This window comes from Algoriphagus sp. Y33 (assembly GCF_014838715.1).
In the GTDB taxonomy this organism is placed as follows: domain Bacteria; phylum Bacteroidota; class Bacteroidia; order Cytophagales; family Cyclobacteriaceae; genus Algoriphagus.
This window is the reverse complement of sequence record NZ_CP061947.1, coordinates 5,805,447-5,825,924: the sequence shown is the minus strand read 5'-3', so window position 1 is coordinate 5,825,924 and position 20,478 is coordinate 5,805,447. Positions and strand designations below refer to the sequence as shown.

Genomic DNA, 20,478 nt, shown 5'->3' with positions numbered 1-20,478 from the left:
TGACTAATTATTGTGTGTAAAACATATTTTTCCCAGCCCGGCCAGCCTTTCGATGTACCAGTATTCAACCTCACTGTTGTCCCGCTTCATCTCATCGAATATTTTGTTTTCTATCCGGAATTTATATACCAGCCTTTCGGTCCCGGCAAGGCCGTTTGATGGCTCGAACACGTACCCTATAGGGTATATGAACTCATCTTTGTATTTTATGTAGAGGTCATCCCTGCAATCAAAAGCCAGGAACCTGTAGTTGGCTTCATACTCCTCCTCGTCGGCGGAAACACTATACAGCAAGGGCTTTTGGGTCCGCCCGTTGGACAGGTGCAGGGTGGCCTTCAGGTATTGGCCGTCAAGGGCGGCGGTATCCTCTTGTTTTAGCCTGTTCTGGTTCTCCACGTTCAGTTTGAATTGCCAGTCGTCCACGGTGAGCTCCCGTGTAAATCGGTCGAACTCACCTTTGCTACCACCGGTGTGCTTGTCGCATCCCGCGAGGCATAGCCAGGTAAACAGAGTCAGCACTATGCCGCAAATACCCTTATTTTTTATCATGGTAGCGTTTGTTGACATATTCAATGAGTTCTTCTGTGATATCTTCGCTTTCGTCGGCGTACAGGACATTGCCCGTACCGTTCGCACCGTAGATATAGGCATAGCCTTTTTCCTTGCCGTATTCGACGATATAGGGGTTCAGCCTTTTCCAGATCATCTTTTCTATTTCCTTGTTCCGCTCTTCGGTTTTGCGGTACAGGGCGTTATAGAGGTCCTGCTGCGCGGTCTCATAGGTTGCCGGGCTGCGCAGTTTCTCGGTATAGATAATGCTGTCGATCATGGATTTTTCCCTTTCCATTTCGCGCCGGGCCTCACCTGTGTATTCCTTTTGCAGTTCGAAACCCTCAACGAGTTTGAACAGGTCCACGAACCCCGTTTTCTTGCCGGTGCAGGAGCCCAGGGCCAATAAGAGCGCGACAGCTATCAGTGTTTTACTTAACATAGTCCGGGTTGACATACCTGTATTTGATTGTTTTTTTGTTATTGCCTGAGCGTGAATTCTTTTGCTCAATGATCAGTTCAAATATTTCATTATGGCGTAGCTTATAGGCGGACACATCGAAAACCTCGAAATTGGCTCCGCGTTGCACGGGCCATGCAATTCCCGGCCCCGGTGTTTCTTTTCCTTTGCGCACCAGGGTTATCTTAAGTTCATTCTGCAAATAGTCGCTTTCAGTATATCGTAGTTTCGCCTGTCCGACGGCATAGTAGGTATTCTTTCCCTCGTCCGCGTTGACGTCCACATAGGAACTTTCGTGGGGCAGGCTTTTTAAAAGGCTGTCTTCGATGATAGTAAACTTCCAGGGTTGTGCGCCACCCAGCAGGATGCCCTTGTAATAGGCGTCAACGGTCCAGGCATAAGGCTGCCATACCTGCAAGGGCTTTGCGTATACCGGATATATGATGCTCGTGGCCACCAGGTTGTTTTCTGAGTAGACAGGGTTGTTCCTGGAAATGGCATTCTCCATATTTTGCCCGTCCTTGATTTCCGCGATCCTGATCTTATAAGTGAGTTCGTTCACAAAAGGGTAAGTAGCCACCCAGGTGAGCATAGGATTGTATTCGTATAGTTTTGCATCGTTCTCCGGCTCTAACAGCGTGATGGAAAAAAGGTCTTCGGATTGTTTGTATATGCAGTCGTCCGCTTTGCTGCCCGGGGCATGGTCGCCTCCCGGCATGTCCGGAAAAATGCTGATGCAGTATTGGTAAGTTCCTTGCGGCAGCAGCCTGTGGTCCATAAAAAGCTCGCGCAGGGCGGACGAGGAAAATTCCCACTGGGGGTGGACCGTAGCGGCATCAAACCGGTTCAGGCCGGGCCTTAAGGTATGCGTAAACCGGTACTTTATGGAATGTCCCGTGTTCCTGAAAACAAGGCTGCCTTCGATCCGGCACCGGGTATTCACTGCTTCCATGGACTGTACCTGGAAACCGAGGTAATTATCAGGCGTGATGTCCAGGCCCTCCAGTGTCGCCGTATTCACGATAATCGTCTGTGCATTCAGGCCCTCGCAAACGGATAACAGTGCGATGGTCAGCAGACGCAGAAGGCGGTTGAGTGGAAACTGTATATTCATAATTGCCTTTGTTATAAATTGGTTTATATCCTATCATTCATTTTGAAGCGGAACTGCCAGTTGATGTCCAGCAGCCCGGCGTATATATTTTTCCATGATTGCACTTCCGTCACTCGGTAGCTGTTGTACCGGAAGCCTGTCCGTACCGACAAGGGGGCGTTCTTAAACCGGTAACCTACGCCCAGGTTCGCACCGTACCGGGACAGCCCGCTTTTCTGCGTGCCGATATCCTGGCCCAGGCTGAGGTTCCATTGTGGGTTGATATTGTAGGTGGCGGCAACTGTCATGAAGTTGGTCTTGCCATGCACGGGAGACAGGCTGGCGGCATTCACCCTCGTTTGTCCCGCGCCGAGCAGGAGGTTTAATTTCCCCCTTGTATAGATAGCGTTAAGTTGGGCGACGTTGCTGTTGGACTCCATCGTATCCACCAGCGCCGTATTACGGTTGTAAATCGCTGTCAGGCGCAGTGCGTAATCTTTCTTTTTAAGCTGGTAGGTTAGTTTGCCCAGCCATACCTCCCCCAATATGGGGCGCTGTGGCAGGTTGAGCGTATCGGCGAAAGAACGGAAGGTCGTGAACGGCCTATAGGACAGGCTCGCAGATGGATATCTTTTGGAGGTGGTTTTAATATCAAAACCCCATTTGGAGTGGGCGCTCCTGCTGGCGAAGTTTTGTTGCACCAGGTAATTGTATTGTATGCCCAGGGTCAGGAAGTTCTTTAAAAACCGTCCCGTCGCCCCGGCGCTGTACCGGTCCGTACCACTCAGGTTCAGGGGTAAAGTGTTGTTCTCAAACTGTTTGCCTACGTGTTCGTAACCGCCCTTCAGGTCTATGGCAGTCTGCGGGATGCTGCCCTCCACGTCCATCCGCCAGGACATCTTTTCTGCTATGTTCATGTCTCCCTTGCTGAATTCATCGAAGTTCCTGTAGGATGTAGCTGCCTCCGCCGCCAGTTTGATATTCCGGTTGATCTCGCCCTGGTGGGTCAGAGACAGGATGTGTACGGGATTGTTCTTGAAGGAGGGCATATAGACGTCCACATCTTTGAAGAAAGCGTCTTCATTCAGCATCCGCCTGCCCGGCGTATAACCATAGTAGATGATGCCCGTCCTGTGCCCCCTGGCAGGTTTGAAGCTCATGCGCCCTGAATAGCCACTATATTTATCCAAAAATCCGTCCCTGCTTACGTATTCTATCCTGCCGTAGGTGAAGCCTGTCTCAATTACACCCAGATCGTAGGCCATGTCCACGCCCTTAATGGTCTGCCCGTTAATGGTATAGGCGGAAACCTGTTTGGAGAAGATTCCTGCGTCCAGGCTCTTTAGCCCCGAAATGAATTTTTTGTTGTCACCGGGAGGAAGCAGGCTGCCGGCAGCTTTAGACAACTGCTGATAGCTCTTATCGTCCATGGAAGTGTAGTCCAAGTCTTTGAGCTGTTCATAGGCCATCAGCGAATCATAGTAATTGTTCTCGCGGTATTGCGCCAGCAGATTTTTGTAGTGCTGTACCTTTTCCTCCAGATCTCTGATTCGTTGGTATTTTTCTGCCGCCTTCCGGTACCGCTCCATAGCGGCCTGCTGCGTTTCCAGGGCCTTTTCAACCGCCATGCTGCTGTCAGCCGGGTTGCCGGGTTGTGATAGTGTATTGCGGATTTTCTTTTCACCGGCCAAAAGGATCGCTTCATATAAACCGGATGTGTCGGCTTTAAATCGTTCGAGGTCAGGAAGGCTCGTTTCTATTGCCAGTTCACCCCAGAGTTTATCCTTTTCCCCGCTTGCCCTGCCCATATAGGTGCCGTAAATGTTCTGGTAGGACTTTCCGGCAGAGGAGGCCCTGTTGTATTTATTCTTATAGCCCGATACCAGGCTCATCAGTTGCGATTTAGCCTGTTCCGAATCATAGTGTAGCCTGAAATAGCTGGCTTTGGCGATACGGCTTTTGTCCTGCGAGGTATAATAACCTTCAAAAAGCACAGGGACGTTCATGATGGGGATTTCCATCTGCCCGGTAACCTCGTAAAAATTGTTCTCCTGCTGCGAGTATTCCTCCTGGCCGCTGGCCATATTGCCAGTCAGGGAGATATTGCCGGTGACTTCACGATCCTTTTTCTCGCGATTGAGTTCCTTCAGTTGCGAGAAGACCGGTTTATTATTGCCCAGGCCGGTGTTGACCTCTGTCGTAATATTATTGTTTAGCCTCGCCTTTCGCTCGTTTATTTTATCAGCGATGGGCTCGTCCAGATCAATTTCATAATAGCCTATATAACGCTCCCGGCAATACACGTCCACCAACTTTTTGCCTTCCCCATCGCGATAGCTGACATTGAAGCCTTTTGCACTTAATGCAGCGTCTATCTTCCGGGAGGACTTTTTCAGTACCAGTGGTGTGTTATTACGGGAAGGGGATTGCTTGCGGGCGGACGAGAAACCCAATAATGACTTGCTTCCTTGCCCACTGTAGATTTCGTCGAAAAGGCGGCGCGCCCCGGAACCGCTGCTGAGCATACTATCGACTGTACGACCATATTCTTTCCGGTTGACGCTGTCCTTATATTGCACAGTAAGGTGTATGCGGTATTCGCCTGCCGGAAGGTTGTTATTACCTAAAACGATCTTTTTGTACAACGGGTGAACGGTGACACTGTCTCCGCCACTGTCCATATTAATATTAACATAGGATTTCTTTCGTCTTAACTTCCGTCCCTTTAGGCTGACAGAGGATACTGGTATAGTATCTGGGCCTGTGACATCAAAACATGCTATCGTTACCGTTTTGATTTTATTACCGCCGTTTTTGATGAACAGGTCCTGATAAATTTTTTTGTGATGAGCATAAGGCAAACCAGGATAGCATATCAGAGATAAAGAATCATTCTTTAAATCTTTTTCTATAGAATCAGCATCAATGTCAATACCACCGGATAAAACGCCCGTTGCCCTTTGCTGAGCAACTGACGCGTAAAATGTGAACAGGAGAATGATATATAGATACAGGGTTTTCAAAAGTTCCCTTGGTAGTTTTGTTTGTGTTATCTGTGTGTTTTGTATCGTTTTAGCATTCTTTGAACTTATTCATCATACCATCGTATATGAGAATTATATCCGCTTTAAAAGTATTTGCTAAACATTTCTTTAAAAAATGGGTGTTTTTCCCGTTGATTTTTTTACTTAAATAACAGGTGCCCATTTTCAGTTACATACGCATTTTTGATAATTGTTATAAAATATAGATTGTGCATATTTCGTATTTAAAATGTGTATAACTTTTATGTATTGACAAGGCAAATCGACCCTATCCTCACAAGAAAAGTTTGTCTGTTTCGTTTGCTGGTTTGAATACTCCAGGAGAGGAAGGTAGGAACAGGAGCGGTTCAATTATGACTTTGAAAATAACGGTAGTACGAAATAAATGAAAAACGAATTACCTTTAAGTTGCGTTTTGTAAACTAAACGTGGCATGATGCCGGAAACTATTTACATTATGTATACTAAACTGCATAAAAGGCAGTCTTTTTCAGGGTGCATAATGCCAGGATTATGTGGCAAAATGCCATTAGAAAACATTAAGAAACAATAATAAGAATGTCTGAGATACTTGAAAACTCGCATATTGGGCATAAGATCCGCCGTATCCGTGAACTGAAAGGTGTGAAACAGGAGTCGCTTGCAGCAGAACTTGGTATCTCAAGGCAAACTGTTTCAAAGATTGAACAGAGTGATACAATAGATGAAGAAATGCTGGACAGGATAGCACGAGCTCTGGATGTTCCTGTTGAAAGGATAAAAGGATTCAATGAGGATGCGATAATCAATATTATATCCAGTACGCTTTATGATAATGCAGGGTCAATAAATAACAATAGTACCCTCAACTTCAACCCGATTGAAAAATTGGTAGCTCTGTTCGAAGAAAATAAAAACCTTTACGAGCGTATGCTTGAAACCGAGCGCAGCAAGATAAAATTGCTGGAAGATCAGTTGAAGTCTCTTAAAAAATAATAACCGATTCGTTAGAGTCCAATACACAAACACCCTATCAAAATCAATTTATAAAGCCCGACGAATCAGCCGGGCTTTTATTATTTTTGTTTCTTCAATATCAGGTATTTCAGTTCAGGGTCATCAGCCATACGTTCATACTCAGAACGTAATATTTCCTGTATATCCTGGCGTACCTGCATGTAATTTCTATTAACCATGGACTGGTCAATCTTCCTGATCACGGGTATGGATTGGTACCTGTCCTGTTCTGATTTCAGGGCCTCATGGTCATTGATAATTTCACAATGAAACGCTTTCAGATCTATCTTACAATCAGGATTATCCGCTACCATTCCGACAAACTCACCGGATGACAATGCCGATATTTTAGAAGGGGGTACTGCGGATTCCAACTGCCTGGATTTACTTATGGAAGTGTCCCCGCTGTTGATAGACAGGCTTTGCCTGTCCTGCATGATTTTACCTATCCTGTCGGATAGAAGCCTTGCCGTATCCCCGGTTACCTGCCCTGAAACGATGTTACCAACTATACCCATAATGACATCCGCCTGCTCCCTTCCATAATCTTTTCTGAGCTGGCTCAGGTCTTGGATACCCAATGTCGTCGCTACTTTATTGCTCCTGGCTGTAGCAATCAGGCTGTCTATACCATTCAGGTATATGGTGGGGAATTCATCAAAAATCAAACTGCTTTTCAGCTTTCCTTTCTGGTTGACCAGCTTTACCAGACGGTTGACATAGAGTGAAAGTACCGCTCCGTATATCTGTATTTTTTGTGGGTTATTGCCCATACATACCAGTTTGGGTTCATCTGGATTATTAATATCCAGTGTGAAATCATTACCGGAAAGCACATAATACAACTGCGGGGAAGACAGCCTGGCCATGGATATTTTGGCTGAAGCTATCTGCCCTTCCAACTGCTCCATGACATCATTGAGGTAAGCATTGACAAATGGATTGATCAAAACATCAATCTCTTTTTCCAGCCTTAAAATCGTAAACAGGCTGTCATAATCAGCCTGCATCAGCTCAATGACATGGGGTAGGGTGCAGTACTCCCCATCTTTATACTTACGCAAAAACCAGATAATCGCCGTCAGGAAATTGATGGGCGATTCCACAAAAAAATCCCCCTGCCGCTTTATCCATTCCCGGTTCAAACCCATCAGGATAGTGCGTGCTGATTCCGCCGCATCGGTAATATCCGTCATGGACGAAGGCGCTAAAGGGTTACACCGGTGGCTCCTGGTCAGGTCGTCAAAATTGATAACATAGAACTCCGGTACAACTTGGTAACGGTGCTTATTCTGTATCCAGGTATTGTATACGATGACCGACAAATCATCGAATTTGAAATCATACACAAACATGGAAAAGCCCTTGCGGATGTGCTGTGTGATAATATGCCGGATGACGAAATAGCTTTTTCCCGCCCCTGGTGTGCCCAGTACCATCAGTGCCCGGAAGGGATTAATAATATTGATCCAGCTCTTTCTAAGCTTCCCTTTCAGGTTATACCGGGCAGGAAGGTTGATAGAATATTCATTCTCCAGGTGCCGTTCCTCCTGGGGGAATGTTTCATTGTCTTTATTGAAGATATCGCCTGCCCCAAGGTTGTTTTTGATGATGCGCGAAAGTAAAGTACCGCCTGAAAGCACTAACAAAAAACCAATGGAAGTAACCGACATATAGGCCAATGCCACCAGCTTCCTCTCCGCTTCTAAGGACAGGCAGAAGTAGCTAAAGAAGTATAATAACAAGCCTGTAATGGCATAGGCAAAGGCTGTCTTATAACCCAGTTTATCATCCTTCCTGCCCCTGGCACCCAACAGGGAAATGGCCAGCATACCCAGTGCGATCAACTTGGAGGTATGGAAATTTTGGTACAACCCCGTACCTGAAATATTGCCCAATATTCCGTCTGAAAAACCGGAAACCAATCCCCATTCCGCAAATGCGGCATAGCAATAATAATAGAAATGTAAGGCCAATACCACTATCCCCATCAGCCTGGTCATATCCAGGATCTTCCTTAAAGCCTGTTCGTTTTCTCCTGTCTGCATACCCACCTCCTCACTGTTTTAAAGCTTATTTAGAAATCCTTTTACCCTTCTTTTTTTTCTTCTTCCGCCACTCATAAGGGACGTGGCTGTACGTTTCTTCCGGGGTAACTAACCCTTCCACCAGGTTTTCAGTGGAGGCCTGGGAACCGCCTTTTGCATTATTGTCTTCCTGTTTATCCTGCTCCGGTTCCTTTGTAACCTTTGGCTTAAAGGATAGTGGACTTACCTGTTTTTCTATGCTTTTAACAGGCTCACCGCATCTTTCCGTGATGCCTTTGGCACTATATTTTTTACCCAAAACACTCCCGTTGAACACGCTCCTTGTCCGGTGGTCTATGTAGGTAATCCCGTATAACCTCCCTTCATTATTTCTGCGGGTTATGGTGCTGATCCCTTGTTTTTCAATGGTCGCTACGAGTTCATCCAGTGTGATTCCGGGGTTCTTCAGAAGGGCAATGTCAATGGCGGACCTGATGCCCGGCAGGTATTTTTGCCTGCCCAGTTCATTCTTTACGAACTTAGCTTCAACTGTTGACAAGGTGGGTTTAAAATGAAAACTGCTGGCTTTGATAGGTACGCCTGTCTTATTGCCCGACTCGTCCAGCACACGGTAAACAAGGCCTTTATTTCTAAAAATCCGGGAACCCTCACCGCCCCTGTCCGCAGTTATATTGTAAAGTTTCAGGACAGCATTTAACTCCGGCAGGGAGGTGAATTTATAGTTGTTCAGTACATGCTGCAATACATTTCCTATGGCCCGTTTTGTCTCCGTTTTACCATAGTTCACCTTAGAAACCGAAACAGCTTTTGGGGTGAATAACTGTTTTTTATGGGCTTCCGCAGGGACCAGGCCATACTTTTTTTCAATCGATTTACGGACTGGTTCAGACTTCAGTTTGCCGATATTATGCAAAGGGATCCGCTTACCATCCAGCTCTATATTGGTGGTGACAATGTGCAGGTGCGGGTGTCCTGCATCGTTATGTTTATACACTAAGTAAGGCTGGTTTCCGAAGCCGATACCATGCATATATTCCTTGGTAATCTCCTGTAACCTTGCGTTATCTATAGTTTCTCCGGGAGCGAAATTCAAAGAAATATGGACGGCATTGACAGTGGTGCGGGTATTCAGTTCCGCCATTTTCAGCAGCAATTTTAACCGCATTTCCCCGGTAATATTGTCCTTTCCTACAGGGTAATTCTGAATCATCAGGCACTCTGCCAGCCCTTCCTTTACCTTGTTTTCATTGTAATGGAAAGGTCTCCTGAGCGAACCGCTTGTCTTTATGACCGCAACCATTTTTCGGTTATTTTATGGATGATCGCATCAACAGATTGCAGTGTAACCAGGACTTTTTTATGCTCTTTTTCCAGTTGTGGCAAGTAGGAAATTACTTCCAGGTTCCCCAGTGCATTCAGTTTTTTCACCGCCTGGTTGTAGTTCACCGCCACGCCATGAAGGTCTTTTTTCAGTGCGGTCAGCCCTGCCAGTATTTCCTGCATGGTGGTATCCCTATAACCGGCAATCACCGGTTTTTTGAGCAACAGGCACCTGGCGTAGTCGCTGAGTTTATCGTGGATGGTATCAGCAAATCCCTTTTTGATCTGCTCATATTCTTTACTGTTCAGGCGCAGGTGCAGCCATTTATTTCTATTGTTGTTCTTCTCCTTCATCACAGTTCATTTTCACAATTCAACAATCTCAACATTTTACAGCATCAAAGCCCACGACTCCGGAGTGCAGGGCTAAAGTCCCGGTTGTGATACAACCGTACATCTTGCCGATTTCAGAGGACACAGGAAATCCCCACTGTTTTAAGAATTCCAGGGAGGCATTTTAAAGTCACGGGAGCTTTCCCAATGTCCATGCAGGCATTTACAGGGGTGGCAATTGTTGGAAGTAAAGGGGGAAGTTTGAGCCTGTGTCACAAAAATAGGCAGGCAGGGTGTGATAAACCTATCCTGTATAAATTCTAAACAGGCTGCTGATAGGGGAACAAGATGACAGTTCTGTTCAGATTTTACCCAAAACAAAAATGAGGGAAGAGGTCGAAAACCACGTCAAAAGCATCTTCCGCCTGCACGGGGGAGCTGGCTTCCCACGACTCCAGTTTTTTCAGGAAAGTCTTCTTTTTATCCTTTTGGTGCAAAGTTTCCCATAATTCTGACTGCTTTAAAGCAGATTCGATCCTTGCCCAATATTTTGGATAATACTCGATGGCGTTATTGGCGAAAGCTACCCAGTTATCATCACCGAAATGAAATCCGGTAACCCGCCCGAGATGAATGGATTCAAAGATAAGAAGCAGTTTAAAATGTTTGCTAACATCATCTACCAGTAACCTGTTAGTGAGCCTGTTGCAAAACTCGTACGACATCAGTCCGTCAGAACCCTGAATACCCATTTTCGCCTTGTATATTTCCCTGTCAGCTTCAGTAAGGTTATATCCACGTTTAAACAAAAGCTTTACCACAGTATCTCTATACGTATTTAAAGTAGAAATCACTTTTGTAAACAAAGATTCTCCGGAGGAAGCTGAACCTTGTACATCCAATTCAATCTCAGCGCACCTTAAAATGAAGATCAAAAAAAATGGCCCGATGGAAGCAGCTTCATCAACCCAACTAAAAAGCGGTGGAACCTTGTATCTCTCAGGGTTATTAAAACCAAGGTAAACATTCAAAGCTTTGAGCTCATGTAGGTCCAGGCCTTCTATCTCATTTGTGACTTCGCTAAAATCAATAGCCCGGGCCTTTTTTAGTCTTTTAATTTCCTGGACTATGCCGGTAATCTTAACCTTGGTATTATTCTCACGCTGCTCCAATAACTTTTTCTCTCTTTCAAGCCGAGCTTCGTCTCTTTTGATTTTTTGTTGCTCTTCCAGTTCAGCTAACTGGCGGGAAAAATCGAAATAATAGGACTGCCAGGAAACCTCCTCAAACTTTAACTGGTGCAGGGATATAGATTTGTCCAGCCATTTGGATAACAGTTCATTGTCATCAGTCAGGAAAGAGAACTTATAATCGCATATCAACCTGAACTCCTGGACCGATTCATCCAGTTTGAAAAAATTCTGGTGGCTGGATAGGTATTTCAGGTCTTTTTCTTTCGTCCCCTGTTTCTTGACATCATAGGTATCCAATATCCAGATGAGATAGATACCATGTTTTCGATAAAAATTGTGCCTGCTTAGAATATACGCTAAAGAAAGTTCGGATAACTGGATTTCAAATACCAGTTCTTTTCCCTTAAACCGGCAATACACGTCAGGTTTACGACGACCGTCCTCCTTTACGATAAATTTGTTGTCAACTGCAACGGAACCCGATTCAACTCCGGGTACAGGCATTAACCGGTTTCCAATTTTCCATTTCAGTTCTTTGTGACGGTCACTTTCTTTTGCCGCCACAGCTCTTTCATATTCTTCCAGCTGATAATCTTCCAACTCATTGTCGGAGAGAAAACAGGGTTCATGATTAGCCTTATGCCTGAGGTAAACCCTGTCTAAACTGCTACGGGAAATATTCAGGTCCTGTCCACATTCAAGACATTCAAGACATTCAAAACTTATTTCTTTCTCATGAAATAATTTCCGGTACCTGAAACCCTCCTTTGCTTCTTTGAAACATTCATCAGCAATTATTACTTCACCAGTCTCTTTAATTTTAGCTATGTTGATTGACCTGTTCAGCTTGACCATGACCTGGATTTAGGATTTAAAAACAGTCTGCTTTCTATCCCTGTGAACATCCTGTTTATTTTCTAAATAGGCTGTTTTTCACACCCTTCGTTACATTTGAAGATAAGATTCCTTGCTTAATAAAAAACATGTAATGATGAACAATTCGAATTTAAACACCATCTATGAAACCCTGCTCAGTGTACCGGGTATGAACGACAACGTGAAAATTGACTTGAGAATCCCCAGGAAGACTGTCTTGCTATTTACGGAAGTTTTACGTGAAGGCCTGAACCACCTGGGCAACAGCGACACTTATTGTCTGGCATCGGTACTAAAGGAAGAAGGAAATGAGGAAATCAAAACCATCATCACTGACAGCCTTGAAAAAGCAGGGCTAACTGCTCTGAGCGCAAAACTACTTGACTATTCCCGAAACGTACAGTCAAAATGATCCGGGGTATCAGCTTGTTGCTATTTCAATTTCACCATTGGTTGCAAGGTAAATGAGCGCAATTTCGGCTACAACTCCCACGTATAATTGAGCATAGGCGGACTCCAGTTTTTGAAAGTCCGCGGCTTTCCCATGTCCGGTACCATAAGCGTTTCTGAGTTCTGCCACGCCCTGGACTATAGTGGAGATACCGCCAAGTATTTGTTTTATTGATTTTTCGGCTCCTGCGGGGTCACTGGCTGCTTTGGGTTTAAAATCCAGTGCTGCTGTAGTTGCTTTTAAAAGCTGGGGTAATGTCCAGCATTTATCTATAGGAACAGACTTGTTTTGAAGTATAGACTTACAAATAGTTTCGAGTAACTCCTTACCGGTTCCCAATGCAAGATCAGTATCCGAATGAACAGCTTGATTCATTTGTTTGATTTTCCCGTTCACATATTCTGTGTCCAGGTACTTTTTTATAGCAATGGCTTTAGCGGCGAGATCAGATTGACCCTGTGTAACCAGTCTTGCTTCAAAGATGGGCACTCCCGACTTTTCATCAGCTTTATAAAACTCATAGCCATCCTTAGCCAGGTATTGATTATAAATGGCAACCATTTCTTCGGTTCTCCCATCCTGTGGCCTTACTGCCGGGTTGAGCGTTTCCCTTAGAAACCTGAGATAGGTCAAGTCATCGCAATGCATTAAATTAAATCGGTTATCCGTGAAGACCCAGTCCGGCTCCCAATCCGAATTTCTGTCTACATGTTGCTGAATATCTTTATAAGCATTATTGTATTCAGACCTATAATCAGTAGACGGCATTTTTGACAAATTATAAAGCCTGTTCAAAAAATCCGATTCCTTTAAACGGCCATGGTACCAAAGCTTGGTTGATGTTAATTCATCCGCAATATTTCGTCTGGTAATTGTGGTGATTTTATTCTTACTCATTCAATTGGTAGATTTTTATTTACTAAAGTGCAATTTATTTCGTTTTACTCAGTCATTGGTATTGATTAGTACTGTAAGCTTCAAAAAAATTGGAGAGTTAAGGGCGAATTACTAAAAAACGCAGCCTGTTGCTCAAAATGCCATTCGGGTTTCAGAAAGGATGGGAGCAGCATTTTGAGCAAGTGGCTGAACCGATGGTTTCCCACCTGCCTGTTCCTGCGGCACGCGGAAGGGGCAGGCGTTTCAAAATTTCTGGAATAATTATTTCATCTGGAGAAAACCAAACAATAAACTCCAGCCTCTTGCTGGAAATGCCTGGCAGCATCATGAATATTGATTTCATTTTCCCGCATGTGGCTGAACCGTTGAATGCGAGCAGCCTGTTCCGAAGGATGAGGAAGGGGCTGCTTTCCATTGCGAATTTCAGTTTCAACTTTGAGGTTGATTTGAATTATTATTTAAGCCAATTGTTAATCTGTGATTTAGAACAGAATAGAACTTATTTCATCAAATTCTATCTCTTCTTTACTAAGCCTGCCTTTTAGTTTTATAATGTTGATTTCAATCAGTTTATCACCATCAATCTTTAAGCAGTCTTTAAATTTTTTGAATATATAGTCTGCTGAGTGCCTTGATAAACCATAATTTTGCAATGCAATTACAATTGAGTTTTGAGTCCCATACTCTAAAAATGTTGCCCAGTTGACACCTGCATTTTCCTCTCCTAATATTTCGACAAGCATTGCATAGTAGTTATTGAAGTACTTTTCAAATAGGAATCTTAAAACACTTTCAATGTCATCAATGATGTTTCCTATCAGGACATTAATATGATGTTTACTATTGTCGAATACTTCATAAGACGGTTTGCCGTTTTTATAACCTACCATTAATTTGCTTCCTTTGCGATTGCAATAAGCGATAGATTCATTGATGATTTGGCTTAACGGAATGCCATTTATCCATTGGTTCATGAGAACAGCATAATAGTCAAGTTGGTGTTGAGATTTAAACTTCTTTTCCTCTGTTGCCCAATGGAACATTGTGTAGAATTTATGAAGCCACTCTTGGCATATTTCGTATGTCACCCGACTTGGCAATTTTATTGCTGCTGGATTCTTGGCCTGCTTTTTTAAAGCAATGAAAATCTCATTCTGTATTTTGAGTTTGATTGAATTGTTGGTATTTAGGACCGTTGAAGGAACTTCAATTTCTCCGTTTTTCTTTTTTGCTAATTCAATTATTGACTCCTTATTGTCGGCAATCAGCTTTTTTATAATTTCACTGTTGTAACTGGCTCGTTCAATTTCAAGTGTGTCAATGCTTATGATATTGGCTATGTATTCCAATATCTCTTTCATGGTTTCCGTTTCGCCTTTTATGTCAGGGTTTTCATTCAGGATTTGCTCAATCTTCTTTAACTTATTGTCAATGTAGTTTTCAACGGAAGGATTGAGTTTTATTTCTGCATCACCTTCTAACAAGGCTTCATGTTTCTTCCAGTCTTTGTCTGTTTCTTTTAGGCAAATAATATTTCCCGAAAGTTCATGTTTAAGTCGCCCAGCACGCCCTGCAAGATTCCAAAAGTCTATTGGTTGAAAGGTATTTCTTCCGTTTTTATTGTTCAGAATGAATACATTCTTGGCTGGTAAATTCACGCCTTCCAACAGTGTTGATGTGCAAAAAACATAATTGATCTCTCTTTCCTTAAAAAGCCCTTCAACTTTGTTTCTGATAATTTGAGGTAAATTGCCAAAGTGATAGCCAATTCCTCTATCCAGAAATTCTCCCAAGTAGTAATCCTTGTGAATATAAGCTCTGATTTGTCGAATTACCTTTTTTACATTTTTGGAAACAGCAACCTGTTTATTCTGATTTTGCTCAAAAAGTTTGGCTGCTTTATCAACGGCATCAAATCTTGAACTGCAATACACAATGTTGCTTTCTTTCCAGCCAATTTCAACAAGTAAATCATAAATCGTTTCTGCCTTTGTTACTATTTTAGGTTCAAATAAATAGTTGCCATTATCTAAATAATGTGTGACCTTCTTTTCAACCAAGTCTACAAAGAACAGATTTTGAGAAACGGGTGTTTCAATCGTTCTGAAAAACATCTTTTCATCTTTCTTGAAAAGTTTAAGGAAAACTTCAGGATTTGAAACATTAGGAGATGAAAAGTATAAATTCAAGTTAGGGTTTCTCCTTAATGCTTTAGAAATGGCTGAATAAGCTGTTACTGCCCGAGCGTCCTTTTCTGCTGCAAGTTTATGGGCTTCATCTACAAATAAATAGGCAATAGAAGGATTTTTCTTTTGCGACAAATAGCTCAAAAGCCGTTCAGGTGTAAGCACAAAAATGTAGTGCTGTTGTGTTGAAGGTAATTCTGAGACATTGGAATTGGTAATTACGGAGTATTGGTAATGTTCCAATACATCTTTCAATTCTTTGTTCAAGTCTATTGAAAACTGATTAATCAATGCCCTGGTCGGAACCATGATGACAATATTTTCAGGTGGTTTATTACCAACTACCTTTCTAATAAACGACTTAATGATGAACGATTTACCCATTGAGGTAGGGCCTGAAAAGCTAAAATGCTTCGAACCGCTTATCTTCTTGTAAAGCTCAAATTGAGAGTCAGTAAAAATTAAATCCTCAGTATCGGGAACAGCTTGAATAAATTCCTTCACTTTCTTTTCAAGTTCTCTGTCAAAGGGTAATTCAGAACTATTGTTTTCATTTCTTAAAAAATCAATTCCGGGAAAGTTGCCCAATTTTGCTAATACCGAATGAGAAAATGTCTGAAAGTAAGGATTTGTATTATAATCTTCATTCAGCAGTGTAATCAGTTGGTAGGCTTTATTTCTCGCTTTTGGATTTTTGGAATTAGAAAGTATATCGGCAAAGCGCAAAGTGTCATTTAGTTCTTTTTCAGTCAACTTTATGCTTCTTCCGTTTTCTGAAAACAAGTTATTGGCCAATAATTTAGCAGCTTTATTATTGAGTGAAATAAAGTATTCATCCTGTAAAACTTCATTGGCTAAACGTTCTATCATTCTTCTGCTCGTGTAATTTTCTTGATGATTTCTTTTCGTGTTTCATCCAATTTCATAAAGGGAAAAACATAAACATAAAACGTGTAGCTGTATAGCTCGTACTCTTCAATCTTCTTTTTAATGTGTTTCATTTTGCCTTCTACTTCTGCTTTTATTTGGGATCTGAGCAGAGCCAAAAACTCCTGGTTGTTCAATCGCTTTACTTCATCCGTTGGGTCAATCTCAAATCCTGCGAAAATGGCAAAGGCGTTGTTCTTAATAACAGGGTCTGTATCGTTTGCCTTTGGCATTATAACCGATTTCAAGAATTGGTACAGGTCTTCGTCAAACGCTTCTTTGCACAACTGCGAATTAATTAAGCCGATTTCATCTTGAAGGTTATTCTTTTTCCTCGTCAAAAAATCGTGTATTGATTTAAAAGCATGGGAAATAGATGTAGTTAAATTTTGTTCCAGTTTGGATTCGCCAAAAATTAGTTGGTAGTTTTTAGGTGCTAATTCAAGCAGGTGTATTCCGTCTGAACCTTTGGCATAATCGTTTGATGAAAGCTTGATTTCTAATTTAGTTAGGATTTTAGGTGCTTTCAGATGCGATTCAAGGAAGCAAAATAAAAGTAATTCGCCTGCCTCACCATCATTCTGACTATAATCTCTGAACTTTGACGCTGCTTTGGCATATAACTCACCATATCTTTTATCCTTTTCGAAATCGCAAATCTCCTTTCTTGATAAAGAAAATGAAATAAAATGATTTCGTAAATTATTAACTAACTCGGGATAACAAAACTGATTGTTCTCTATTTTAAGAATATGCAAATTGAGTTTAGAATGAGTATCTGGGATTTCACATTCAATCTCCTGGTAAAAAAGTTCTAAGAATTTTTCGTTAATGCTCGGTTTAAAATCCACAATGATGAATTTGCTATTTAGACCATGTCAAGATATAAAAAAATATTGTCTTGTTAACAGTCGAAGTTTCAAGCCTTTCATGAGCAATAGCGTTTCCCTTCTCCCAAACGAGAGATTTATCCTGAAATTTCTACGCCTTCCTGTTCCTATTGAAGAGGAAAGCGCAGGCGGTTAAAAACTCTAAAGGAACATACATTATCAAAGGAAAACTTGACTATCAACTCCAGTCTCTTGCTGGAAAATGCCTGGCAGCATCATGAATATTGATTTCATTTTCCCGCATGTGGCTGAACCGCTGAATGCGAGCAGCCTGTTCCGAAGGATGAGGAAGGGGCTGCGAGCCGCCGATTTTAGCGGCTGTCCCTTGTTTGTTCTGTGGGTACTTTTTCCCTGTTTTTTTCTACCAGTTTCTTATCGGTCCAAAGCATGAGTAAAATCACCAGCCCTGAGACCAGCATCAGGATGCTGATCCATTTACCAGCTTTCTCAAGGCTTCCCGTGACTACTGCCTTTTCAAAGCTATTGTAATGCTGCAATCCACCCACACCTCTGCGGTTAAACCTTCTCCTGGCTATAAAGTACTGGATGACCAAAGCTGCGACTATCAGTATCCAGGCATAAAGCTTCATTCTTTCCATAGTTCAAAAATTATATAAGCTAGGTTATCTTAAGCGGTTGCGACCTGAAGTCCTTTAAATTTAGGAAAAATCCCCTGTTGAAAATCATCCCCTCACGGAATAGTTGCCACAGCAGTGATGCCCCCATCTGTGCCAGCGTGGAGTTGATAAACAAATCCTGCTTCGCCAGCGCCTCCGCCATCGAACAGCTTGGCGTATCATCCCCGTCCGCTTCATCCAGTAACGGCTTAAATTCCTCCGTTACCATTGGCAGTTCACTAACGGGACTGTACTTTTTGGATGAAGGCTGTTCCACTTTACCTATAGTAGATAATATCACCTGTCCCGTATATTGCCTGTTCCCAAAATCCATCCAGTACATAGGCTGGTGCATCTGCCTGTTCCCACCTGCCGTCCGTGGCTTCAATACTTCCGCAACCTTGTATCTTGTTTCCACATTATCCACACAACTCAGGGTAATAGAGGCATCACGGTGCGAGTCCCTTCCATACCGTGACGGTACAGCTTTCCAGTTCGTCCCGAAAAAACGGTTGATGCGGTTTACCAGTACTACGGCTTTGTTCATGCCGATTTCCGCATCAGCAAACAACTGCCTCCCCTTGTTGGCTTCCGTTACGGTATCATCATCGAATACGTTCACCTGTAGCCCCGTATGTCCGAGCGCCAGCAGGGAAACGTGCATCCTTGCGAGGCAGGTCAATACCTGTGAGCCTGTCCCCCCGCAGCCTATGAGGTTCAATGTTACTGGATTGGTGGAATTCAGCAGGTATGGGTGCGTAAAATGCGCCGCCTGTTTTACCGTCTTTGTCATGCTATGCTTCATCCTAAAATGTCTTTGATGGTTTTACCCTGTTTGATTAACACGTCATTCGGAAACGGCTTGTCCGTTCCTACCAGCCCTTGCCACAACTGCACGATATTGCAGTTTGCAGGAGAGATGTCCCCGTTGAGGTGGCTGAAGTAGCTGTTCCAGAACGCCTGTTCCCATAGCTGTATGAATTGCTCCACGTTTTCCGCTTCGGAAAAATCCGTTTCCACCGTACCCATACACACCCCGCCATTATCATATACATTGAAAAATGGTGCATGGTATAATGTCGTTTCCGCTTTCGGTTTGCCTTTGTTTTTCAATGCATATAGTGACAGACTGCCCCTGTCTGCTTTCCACAGCAAGGCGGGTACGGATGCCATCCCGCAGGGGACGGTCAGACCTTCGGTGAACAGCAGGTTCACCCGTTGGGGTGGTGTCTGCCAAACCGCAAAGCCCCGGTAGTGGTTGACCTGCAACAGCTTGTCGGGGAACAGCCCCGCACATCCGAGGTAGTCCGTCCGTACTTCCCTCGCGCTGTTCAGGCAATCAGCAAGTGCTATCGTTTCCCTGACACTCAATGGGTGGGCGTTAATGGGGCATCCCCGCCTGTCTATGTCCCAGGCTTCCACGTACACCTCTTCCCGTTCTGTTTGGGACTGGTAAATCACCAATGCCTTTTTCGGCAGGTAAACAGCATCCAGTTTATCCGTTATATTCTTCATAGCATCATTCTTAAAATGTCTGATAATTCATGCAGCAGGTCGTATAGCCTTGTTTCAAAATCAAGGTCGTGCGTTGCCTCGCTTTGGGGTGTATCGAAATACTGTATGGCCATGGGTTCATCCGCTGCACAGCATTCATTCAGTTCGGCACAGACCATTTCCATCAGGTTCTGACCGAGCCAGCCCCGTTCATCCCATATAAAGGAAAAGACCTGCTCCATCGTCATGCGGTTTTCCTCGTTGGGGCGCAGCAGTTCAGGATGGATGTTATCCGCAAGGCTTCGTGTCGGATAATCCCGGTACAGCCTGTACAGTTGTTCCGCTATTTCATGGATGGATATAGACTGTTCGCAACTTGTAGGAAGTTGCTCTAATCTCTCCTCCCACACATGGAGGTGGTAAGGGCGCTTAACTATTTTGTGCAGCCTGTCCCCGAAATAAATGGCAGCCTTTACCGAAGAGAGGCAAGCCGCATGTTCTTCATAGTCCGTCCAGCCGTCATCCTCGGTCAGCCATTCCAGCATAGTTTGATAACGGCTGCCCGTGTAAGTCCACCCGTTGAAAAATGGTATGCCCACTACGTTGTGCAGGTAAGCGAAGACGGACAGCAGGAGGTTAATCTCTTGTCTGTGCTTCTTCCCGTACATCCATTTCCACAAAGGATAGACGGGCAGGAAGAACAGGGTGCTGCCCGTGGATGCCGACTTGGTGGTCGCCAGCCTTATTCGCCCCCCGTCTTCAACCAATAGCAGTTCCACCCACTTGTCCTTTTGGGCAAGTATTTCCGTTGCTTGTCGGTAGAGGGCAGAGATGTTCAGCGGGAATGGCTCGCCCGATACGTCCATAGGCTCATAGCCGTACAAGGCTGCAAGATTGCTGAACGAGGACAGCAGGAAGGCTTCGCCCTCCTTGCTGTAAGGCAATGAGTTCTCGCCCCGAAGCGGCTGAAAGCGGTGGCTTAAAAAACCATGTACACCAAATTCAATGGTGCGGACTTTTGCTTGTCCTTTCTTAGCTGTGCCGCATCGGGCAGCCTGTCCAATTCCCCTGCGAATTGCCCTATGTACTGGTGTATATACCATT

Annotated in this window: 18 protein-coding genes; 2 read left to right on the top strand and 16 right to left on the bottom strand. The window is 43.8% G+C overall.

The window, feature by feature from the left end:
- Positions 1-3: 3 nt before the first annotated feature.
- Genes ID165_RS24005 through ID165_RS23990 form a run of 4 tightly spaced genes read right to left on the bottom strand, consistent with a single transcriptional unit; the run spans position 4 to position 5,125 of the window.
- Positions 4-549 (bottom strand): hypothetical protein, encoded by a 546-nt coding sequence (locus ID165_RS24005; RefSeq protein ID WP_192347922.1) that lies wholly within the window; start codon positions 547-549, stop codon positions 4-6.
- Positions 536-991, bottom strand: coding sequence for an OmpH family outer membrane protein (locus ID165_RS24000; RefSeq protein ID WP_192347921.1), 456 nt, complete (start codon positions 989-991; stop codon positions 536-538). Before ID165_RS24000 ends, ID165_RS24005 begins: the two co-directional genes overlap by 14 nt.
- Positions 981-2,123, bottom strand: a complete 1,143-nt coding sequence (locus tag ID165_RS23995) for a hypothetical protein (protein ID WP_192347920.1) — start codon at positions 2,121-2,123, stop codon at positions 981-983. Before ID165_RS23995 ends, ID165_RS24000 begins: the two co-directional genes overlap by 11 nt.
- 23 nt (positions 2,124-2,146) lie before the next feature.
- The gene (locus ID165_RS23990; protein WP_192347919.1) at positions 2,147-5,125 is read right to left on the bottom strand and encodes a hypothetical protein; all 2,979 of its coding nucleotides are present in this window, start codon (positions 5,123-5,125) and stop codon (positions 2,147-2,149) included.
- A gap of 579 nt (positions 5,126-5,704) precedes the next feature.
- Here ID165_RS23990 and ID165_RS23985 point away from each other — a divergent pair.
- Positions 5,705-6,121: a helix-turn-helix domain-containing protein gene (locus tag ID165_RS23985; protein WP_192347918.1), complete on the top strand. Its 417-nt coding sequence runs from the start codon at positions 5,705-5,707 to the stop codon at positions 6,119-6,121.
- Positions 6,122-6,201: 80 nt separating this feature from the next.
- Here the strand turns inward: ID165_RS23985 and mobC are convergent, their stop codons facing one another.
- The 4 genes from mobC to ID165_RS23965 all read right to left on the bottom strand — a co-directional run bounded on the left by mobC (position 6,202) and on the right by ID165_RS23965 (position 11,891).
- Positions 6,202-8,190, bottom strand: coding sequence for a conjugal transfer protein MobC (gene mobC, locus ID165_RS23980; protein WP_192347917.1), 1,989 nt, complete (start codon positions 8,188-8,190; stop codon positions 6,202-6,204).
- Between the two features lie 25 nt (positions 8,191-8,215).
- Positions 8,216-9,490, bottom strand: a complete 1,275-nt coding sequence (locus ID165_RS23975) for a relaxase/mobilization nuclease domain-containing protein (RefSeq protein ID WP_192347916.1) — start codon at positions 9,488-9,490, stop codon at positions 8,216-8,218.
- On the bottom strand, positions 9,475-9,864 hold the full coding sequence (locus ID165_RS23970; protein WP_192347915.1) for a plasmid mobilization relaxosome protein MobC: 390 nt from the start codon (positions 9,862-9,864) through the stop codon (positions 9,475-9,477). The genes ID165_RS23975 and ID165_RS23970 overlap by 16 nt, the downstream gene beginning before the upstream one ends.
- A 347-nt stretch (positions 9,865-10,211) precedes the next feature.
- Positions 10,212-11,891, bottom strand: a complete 1,680-nt coding sequence (locus ID165_RS23965; RefSeq protein WP_192347914.1) for a DUF6035 family protein — start codon at positions 11,889-11,891, stop codon at positions 10,212-10,214.
- Between the two features lie 136 nt (positions 11,892-12,027).
- Between ID165_RS23965 and ID165_RS23960 the strand changes: the two genes are divergently transcribed.
- Positions 12,028-12,324 (top strand): hypothetical protein, encoded by a 297-nt coding sequence (locus ID165_RS23960; protein ID WP_144603937.1) that lies wholly within the window; start codon positions 12,028-12,030, stop codon positions 12,322-12,324.
- A 9-nt stretch (positions 12,325-12,333) separates the two neighbouring features.
- Here the strand turns inward: ID165_RS23960 and ID165_RS23955 are convergent, their stop codons facing one another.
- The 8 genes from ID165_RS23955 to ID165_RS23920 all read right to left on the bottom strand — a co-directional run bounded on the left by ID165_RS23955 (position 12,334) and on the right by ID165_RS23920 (position 20,477).
- Positions 12,334-13,260: an abortive infection family protein gene (locus ID165_RS23955; protein WP_144603938.1), complete on the bottom strand. Its 927-nt coding sequence runs from the start codon at positions 13,258-13,260 to the stop codon at positions 12,334-12,336.
- Positions 13,261-13,411: 151 nt separating this feature from the next.
- Complete coding sequence (locus ID165_RS23950) at positions 13,412-13,693, bottom strand: hypothetical protein (protein ID WP_186300000.1); 282 nt, start codon at positions 13,691-13,693, stop codon at positions 13,412-13,414.
- Positions 13,694-13,742: 49 nt separating this feature from the next.
- Positions 13,743-16,316, bottom strand: a complete 2,574-nt coding sequence (locus ID165_RS23945; protein ID WP_144603939.1) for a DEAD/DEAH box helicase — start codon at positions 16,314-16,316, stop codon at positions 13,743-13,745.
- Entirely contained in the window at positions 16,313-17,224 is a 912-nt protein-coding gene (locus ID165_RS23940) for a DUF1837 domain-containing protein (protein WP_144603940.1), read from the bottom strand. The genes ID165_RS23945 and ID165_RS23940 overlap by 4 nt, the downstream gene beginning before the upstream one ends.
- Before the next feature lie 350 nt (positions 17,225-17,574).
- Complete coding sequence (locus ID165_RS23935) at positions 17,575-17,862, bottom strand: hypothetical protein (protein WP_192347911.1); 288 nt, start codon at positions 17,860-17,862, stop codon at positions 17,575-17,577.
- Positions 17,863-17,881: 19 nt separating this feature from the next.
- Positions 17,882-18,685 carry a PRTRC system ThiF family protein gene (locus ID165_RS23930; RefSeq protein ID WP_192347910.1) on the bottom strand — a complete coding sequence of 268 codons (804 nt, stop codon included), beginning with the start codon at positions 18,683-18,685 and terminating at the stop codon, positions 17,882-17,884.
- The gene (locus ID165_RS23925; protein ID WP_192347909.1) at positions 18,682-19,395 is read right to left on the bottom strand and encodes a PRTRC system protein B; all 714 of its coding nucleotides are present in this window, start codon (positions 19,393-19,395) and stop codon (positions 18,682-18,684) included. The genes ID165_RS23930 and ID165_RS23925 overlap by 4 nt, the downstream gene beginning before the upstream one ends.
- On the bottom strand, positions 19,392-20,477 hold the full coding sequence (locus tag ID165_RS23920) for a hypothetical protein (RefSeq protein WP_192347908.1): 1,086 nt from the start codon (positions 20,475-20,477) through the stop codon (positions 19,392-19,394). The genes ID165_RS23925 and ID165_RS23920 overlap by 4 nt, the downstream gene beginning before the upstream one ends.
- Position 20,478 lies beyond the last annotated feature (1 nt).